This window comes from Pseudomonas sp. FW305-28 (assembly GCF_017351395.1).
Lineage (GTDB): Bacteria > Pseudomonadota > Gammaproteobacteria > Pseudomonadales > Pseudomonadaceae > Aquipseudomonas > Aquipseudomonas fluorescens_AA.
In genome coordinates this window covers 25,105-31,221 of record NZ_JACNDD010000079.1, presented here as the reverse complement: position 1 = coordinate 31,221, position 6,117 = coordinate 25,105, and the positions used below count along the sequence as shown (strand labels likewise).

The window sequence follows — 6,117 nt, the reverse complement described above, 5'->3', positions numbered from 1 at the left end:
CGTAAAACAACAAAATCGCACACCTGAATACGTTTGCCCTTGTCATGACATGTCTTGGAGGAGGAAGATAGGATCCAATTGCCAGCCGGAATTGTCTGCCAAAATGAGCGTAATCACAGAGGATAGCTTTATTTTCCAGGCATCAGCCTTGAAAAGGGAAGATCTGTTTCCCATTCGCGAAGTCGCCCGCATGACCGGCGTGAACCCCGTGACCCTACGCGCATGGGAGCGGCGCTACGGTTTGATCCAGCCTACTCGCACCGAAAGTGGGCATCGCCTGTACTCGTTGAGCGATATCGAAAAGGTTCGCAGCATCCTGGCATGGATCGAGCGCGGCGTGGCAGTCAGCAAAGTGGGCAAGATCCTGGCCAAGACCGAGGCGGTGCAACCGGTGTCCACGCTGCTTTCATCCGACCTGGTCAAGGCTGATCACGCCCGCTGGCAACAACAGGTGGCGGACGCGGTTGGCAACTTTGACGATGTGGAACTGGATCGCGTCTACGGCCAGGTCTTTTCCACCTACACCGTGCCGGTCGTATTCCAGGACATCCTGATGCCGCTTTGGCGACAAATGCTGTATCGCCAGCCAGAGTTCGGGCAAATCAGTGAATGGGTGTTTTTCGACGGGTTCCTGCGTTCGCGCATCATCCAACGGCTGTTGTTCAAGCGCGAAGGTCATTCGCCGCGGGTCCTGGTCTGTGCCCTGGCCGGCCAGTGCCGTGAGCTGGAGTTGCTGGTCACGGCGCTGTTCCTGTCCAGCGCGGACGTGGGCGTCAGGGCGCTGTCGATCGGCCTGCCATTCAACGAACTGACCTTGGTGTGCCAGAAGATCCAGCCGCTGGCCTTGGTGCTGGTTTCCAATCATGCGCCGGTCCCGGACTTGTCCAAGCGCCTGGGCAAATTGGCGATGAGCCTGGATTGTCCGTTGATGCTGGCCGGTGAAGCATCTGACCTGGCGCAGGAAAGCCTGGCTGGCTCGTCGATCGGTTGCCTGGGTAACGAAGGCACAGTGATGCGCCAGCGCCTGCGTCAATTTCTGGCAGGCAACCTCGACACCTAGAGATGCATGGAGGGATGGGTCAGGCGATGTTGCTGCAGGATGTACTGGCGTAGGCGCTCAGTCTCGTCCTGGTCATTCTGGTTCAGGTGGTAGGCCAGCAAACCTCGATCGGTTTCCCGTTCGAAGGCACCACGCAACGAAATTCTTTCGTAGCCTGAGGGGCTGAACCACAAGGCAAACTGCTTCGGTGGCTTGGTCCGGCTGCGGTTTTCCAGCAATACACCCTTGCAGGACACTTCGTGGACCCAGAGCGGTCCCGGCTGGCCCTTGATATTTTCCAGCGCCACCGGCTCGTCGAGCGTCAGGCGCCACGGGCGTATCTTCGGTCCGTCTTCGTAGATGCTGGGCACACCCAGGCGCAGGTGCATCGCATGGAATTCGTCTTCCACCAGGTGCAACGGAAACGTCATTTGCTGGTTTTCGAAATTGGCTTGCAGGGTGACCTGCTCATTCGCCGCCAGGCGCGTCAACAAATCACGGATCTGCGACCCACCGTTGACCAGCAAGCTCGACGTGACATCCCGCTCGTTCAACTGCGGGTTGTGTTGCATGGTCCGGATGAAATCCAGTTCATCCTGCGTCAGAAGGGCATCGCGCTGCATGGTCGGCTCGAAAGGATAATTTACATTTTCACTGGTGATTGTAGTGACTGACCGTTAATTCGGGGTTTTGTTTGCACCGTTCGTCGCCTCAAGCCGGGCAATCGTTTCCCGGGCTTCGGCCAGCTCCTTTTCCAGCTGGGCGACGCGTTGTTGAGCCTTGACCTGGGTCGTGACGTCTTTTTGCACACCGACGAAATAGGTGTACCCGTCAGCCTGGTTTTTTACCGTGGACAATGACAGCTCATTCCAGAACGGCGTGCCGTCCTTGCGGTAGTTGCGCAGCACCTCTCGACAGGCACCGCCCTCTCGCAAGGCCTGGCGAATCGGCTCCAAGGCCGATTGGTCCCGATCACCCGACTGCAGGAACCGGCAATCCTGGTAAAGGATTTCGTCGCGGTGATAGCCGGTCAGGCGTTCGAAGGCCGGGTTCACATAGATCAGGATATTGTCTTCGCCTTCTTTTTCAGCGATGACAATCCCGTCGTTGGAAGCATTGATGACCAATTGCATCAGTTGAGCGTTGATCATTTGAAAGATCCCTTTTGAACATCCCTGTTGAATCAGCATTTTAGAAGAAATCGAAGGGCTGTCCACTGGCCATTACTGCCGTTGAGAGCCATTCGCAGCCTTGTGGGTGCAACTGTTACTATCCCGGCTCTTTTTTCAGGATCAGGATCAGATTGATGAAAGTCGCCATTCTTTCCGGCTCAGTGTATGGCACCGCCGAAGAAGTCGCCCGGCACGCCGCCAAACTGCTGCGCGACGCGGGCTTCGATGCCTGGCACGACCCTCGTGCGACCCTGGCGGATGTCCAGGCATTCGCGCCAGAAGCTTTGCTGGCGGTGACGTCTACGACCGGCATGGGCGAGCTGCCAGACAGTCTGATGCCGTTGTATTCGACCATCCGCGACCAATTGCCAGGGTTCTTTCGCGGCTTGCCCGGCGCGGTGATTGGCCTGGGCGATGCCAGTTACGGGGATACCTTCTGCGCCGGCGGCGAGCAGATGTGCGAACTGTTCGCCGAACTGGGCGTTCGCGAGCTGCTGCCGATGCTGCGTCTGGATGCCAGCGAAAGCGTCACGCCGGAAACTGACGCCGAGCCGTGGCTGGCTGAGTTGATCGACACGTTGCGGTCTTGAAGCGGATGCGCTGACTCGTTTGGCCAGTAAGCTGGCTGCCAATGCAACTACCGCCTCTGAAAGACCTGACTAGACTGATTTTCTTGAGTACGACGTTTTGATGACAAAACTCCTATAACAAGAAACCAGAGGCCATAGCCGTGAGCGTAGCGCCCGTCCAAACGACACTCAGTATCAAGGAACAGGTCAGTGCGGCCGAATGGCAAACCCGGGTGGACCTTGCCGCCTGTTATCGACTTGTCGCGCTACATGGCTGGGATGACCTGATCTTCACCCATATCTCTGCGAAGGTCCCCGGCACCGAGGATTTTTTGATCAACCCGTTCGGGCTGATGTTCCATGAAATCACCGCCTCGAGCCTGGTCAAGGTTGACCAGGCCGGCAACAAGTTGATGGACAGCCCCTACGAGATCAACCCGGCTGGCTACACCATCCACAGCGCGGTGCATGAGGTGCGCCATGACGTGGCTTGTGTGCTGCACACCCACACCGCCGCCGGTGTCGCGGTGTCGGCGCAGAAGCAAGGCGTGTTGCCGATCAGCCAGCAAGCGTTGTTCGTGCTGTCGAGCCTGGCCTATCACGCTTACGAAGGGGTGGCCTTGAATCACGAAGAAAAGGCGCGCCTGCAGGCCGATCTGGGCGACAGCAATTTCCTGATGCTGCACAACCATGGCTTGCTGACATGCGGCGGCACCATCGCCGACACCTTCCTGATGATGTTCACCTTTCAACGGGCCTGTGACATCCAGGTCCTGGCCCAGAACGGCGGGGCCGAATTGATTGCCATCGAACCGCAGATTCTGGCCGGCGCCCGGGCGATGATCGCCGGGGTGACCAAAAGCGCCCAAGGCATGGGCGGCGCCTTGGCCTGGCCGGCGTTGCTGCGCAAGCTTGATCAACAAGACACCGGGTATAGAAGCTGATGCCCCTGGCCCAGATTCCCCTGCGTATTTGGCGCCAGCGCGGCCAGACTTTCCTGTTCCGTGGCCACGCCATCCGTTACTGGGTGGCGGGCCAGGGTGAGCCGCTGCTGTTGATCCATGGTTTTCCCACCGCCAGTTGGGATTGGCATTACCTGTGGCAACCCTTGGCGCAACGCTACCGGGTGATCGCGTGCGACATGCTCGGTTTCGGCGATTCCGCCAAACCGATGGATCACGCTTACAGCCTGCTGGAGCAAGCCGATCTGCAGCAAGCCTTGCTGGCGCACTTGAATGTGAAGGGCGCGGTGCATGTGCTGGCCCACGATTACGGTGACAGCGTGGCCCAGGAACTGCTCGCCCGGCATTACGAAGCACGCATCCACCTTGAGAGTTGTGTCTTTCTCAATGGCGGCCTGTTCCCCGAAACACACCGGCCGGTATGGGCTCAGAAACTCTTGTTGAGCCCCCTGGGCTGGCTGCTGGGGCGGATGTTCTCCCGGGAAAGCCTGGCCACCAACTTTCGGCAGATTTTCGGCCCCGGGACCGGCCCTACCGAAAGCGAGCTGGATGACTTCTGGAGCCTGGTGGAGGCTCATCACGGTCCGCGGATCATGCACAAACTCATCGGCTATATTCCCGAACGCCGTGTGCAGCGTGATCGCTGGGTGCTGGCGATGCAGCGCGGCGAAGTGCCGTTGCGGGTGATCGACGGTGCGGTCGATCCGATTTCCGGTGAACACATGGTGGCGCGCTACGAGGCCCTGATCCCAAACCCGGACACGGTGTTGCTGCCCGACATCGGGCATTACCCGCACACCGAGGCACCGGTGCAGGTGCTCAAGCATTACCTGGCGTTTCGCGAAACCATCGCCGCGCCGCACAGACAAATGGCCTGTTCCTGACGCATCTCTTCTGACTGAAAGACCGCTATCGCGAGCAAGCTCGCTCCCACAGTGGGTCGATTGTAAATACGGAATTTGTGAACAACAAAACCCCTTGTGGGAGCGAGCTTGCTCGCGATAGCGGTCCCCCGGCCAGCAGGAAAATCGAATGCGCTGCCGTCGCTTGGGCCTGCATCATCCCCCCGCCTTATCGGCCACCATTCACTGGCAGTCGTGTTGATTGTGACCGGCCGAGAGGTGCCGGACACTCGTGGTCATTGTCCTGTCCGCCTGCTGGAGTTCTGCCATGAGTGAGTCTGTGCGCTTCGAAGATAAAGTCGTGATCGTCACGGGAGCCGGCGGAGGCCTGGGACGCGCCCATGCGTTGCTGTTCGCCAGACAAGGCGCGAGAGTGCTGGTCAACGATCTTGGCGGCTCGGCGCAAGGGGAAGGGGCCAATGCCTCGGCAGCGGATCGGGTGGTCGCCGAAATCCGCGAGGCGGGCGGCATCGCCGAGGCCAACCACGACTCGGTCACCGATGGCGACAAGCTGGTACAAAACGCGCTCGATGCGTTCGGTCGCGTCGACGTGGTGGTCAACAATGCCGGGATCCTGCGGGACAAGACGTTCCACAAAATGGACGACGCCGATTGGGACCTGGTCTACCGCGTCCACGTCGAGGGTGCCTACAAGGTGACCCGGGCCGCATGGCCGCACCTGCGTGAGCAAAACTACGGGCGGGTGATCTTCACCGCGTCCACCTCGGGCATCTACGGCAACTTCGGCCAATCCAACTACGGCATGGCCAAGCTCGGCCTTTATGGCCTGACGCGGACCCTGGCCATCGAAGGCCGCAAGAACAACATCCTGGTCAATGCCATCGCCCCCACTGGCGGCACCCGCATGACCGAAGGCCTGATCCCGCCGCAGGTGTTCGAACAACTCAAGCCCGAACTCGTCAGCCCGCTGGTGGTGTACCTGGCCAGTGAGACCTGCCAGGAAACCTCCGGCTTGTTCGAAGTGGGCGGCGGCTGGATGGGCAAGGTGCGCTGGGAGCGCAGCCTGGGTGCGGGCTTCGACCCGCGCAAAGGCTTTTCGCCCGAAGACGTCGCCGCCCATTGGCAGCAGATCTGCGACTTCGAGGATGCGGTACACCCGAACGACAACCTGGAAGCCTTGAAAGAAATGATGGCGAATCTGCAACGCCACGCTATCTAAACCTCACCGCCCGTGCCGCTTGCCGCCAGGCGCGGCAAGCGTGCTGATGGACAATTCTTTGTTCACCCGGGCCGCCAGGTTCGCGGTGGTCTCGATAGGGCCCTATCCCACACGGCTCAACATCCAGGCAAAGCGCGCGCCGGGGATTTCCTACAGCAACGTAGGAAACAAGAAGTTTTAACTCGGAAATCACCGCACATAAAAAAGGCCGCTGCAAAAAGCAGCGGCCTAAGCGTGACGTTGCAAAGGAGCTACAAACCAACGTCGATAAACACGGGATGATGGACCGATAC

The 6,117-nt window shown here is 59.5% G+C and carries 7 protein-coding genes; 5 read left to right on the top strand and 2 right to left on the bottom strand.

Annotation, left to right across the window (positions count from 1 at the left end):
- Positions 1-103 precede the first annotated feature (103 nt).
- Positions 104-1,060 (top strand): MerR family transcriptional regulator, encoded by a 957-nt coding sequence (locus J4E53_RS18715; RefSeq protein ID WP_103309530.1) that lies wholly within the window; start codon positions 104-106, stop codon positions 1,058-1,060.
- On the opposite strand, the gene J4E53_RS18710 is transcribed toward J4E53_RS18715, so the two are convergent.
- The gene (locus J4E53_RS18710) at positions 1,057-1,662 is read right to left on the bottom strand and encodes a hypothetical protein (RefSeq protein WP_060740694.1); all 606 of its coding nucleotides are present in this window, start codon (positions 1,660-1,662) and stop codon (positions 1,057-1,059) included. The genes J4E53_RS18715 and J4E53_RS18710 overlap by 4 nt on opposite strands.
- A 54-nt stretch (positions 1,663-1,716) precedes the next feature.
- Entirely contained in the window at positions 1,717-2,190 is a 474-nt protein-coding gene (locus J4E53_RS18705) for a PAS domain-containing protein (protein ID WP_060740695.1), read from the bottom strand.
- Positions 2,191-2,345: 155 nt separating this feature from the next.
- Between J4E53_RS18705 and J4E53_RS18700 the strand changes: the two genes are divergently transcribed.
- From J4E53_RS18700 to J4E53_RS18685, 4 genes are all read left to right on the top strand, one after another.
- Entirely contained in the window at positions 2,346-2,801 is a 456-nt protein-coding gene (locus J4E53_RS18700; RefSeq protein WP_060740696.1) for a flavodoxin, read from the top strand.
- Positions 2,802-2,941: 140 nt separating this feature from the next.
- The gene (locus tag J4E53_RS18695; protein WP_103309532.1) at positions 2,942-3,724 is read left to right on the top strand and encodes a class II aldolase/adducin family protein; all 783 of its coding nucleotides are present in this window, start codon (positions 2,942-2,944) and stop codon (positions 3,722-3,724) included.
- Entirely contained in the window at positions 3,724-4,626 is a 903-nt protein-coding gene (locus tag J4E53_RS18690) for an alpha/beta fold hydrolase (RefSeq protein ID WP_103309534.1), read from the top strand. Before J4E53_RS18695 ends, J4E53_RS18690 begins: the two co-directional genes overlap by 1 nt.
- Positions 4,627-4,912: 286 nt before the next feature.
- On the top strand, positions 4,913-5,824 hold the full coding sequence (locus tag J4E53_RS18685) for an SDR family oxidoreductase (RefSeq protein ID WP_103309536.1): 912 nt from the start codon (positions 4,913-4,915) through the stop codon (positions 5,822-5,824).
- Positions 5,825-6,117 lie beyond the last annotated feature (293 nt).

What these genes read in the sequence shown, in the direction of transcription:
- J4E53_RS18715 (WP_103309530.1), top strand. Translation starts at nt 104, where the DNA reads ATGAGCGTAATCACAGAGGATAGCTTTATTTTCCAGGCATCAGCCTTG.
- J4E53_RS18710 (WP_060740694.1), bottom strand. Translation starts at nt 1,662, where the DNA reads ATGCAGCGCGATGCCCTTCTGACGCAGGATGAACTGGATTTCATCCGG.
- J4E53_RS18705 (WP_060740695.1), bottom strand. Translation starts at nt 2,190, where the DNA reads ATGATCAACGCTCAACTGATGCAATTGGTCATCAATGCTTCCAACGAC.
- J4E53_RS18700 (WP_060740696.1), top strand. Translation starts at nt 2,346, where the DNA reads ATGAAAGTCGCCATTCTTTCCGGCTCAGTGTATGGCACCGCCGAAGAA.
- J4E53_RS18690 (WP_103309534.1), top strand. Translation starts at nt 3,724, where the DNA reads ATGCCCCTGGCCCAGATTCCCCTGCGTATTTGGCGCCAGCGCGGCCAG.
- J4E53_RS18685 (WP_103309536.1), top strand. Translation starts at nt 4,913, where the DNA reads ATGAGTGAGTCTGTGCGCTTCGAAGATAAAGTCGTGATCGTCACGGGA.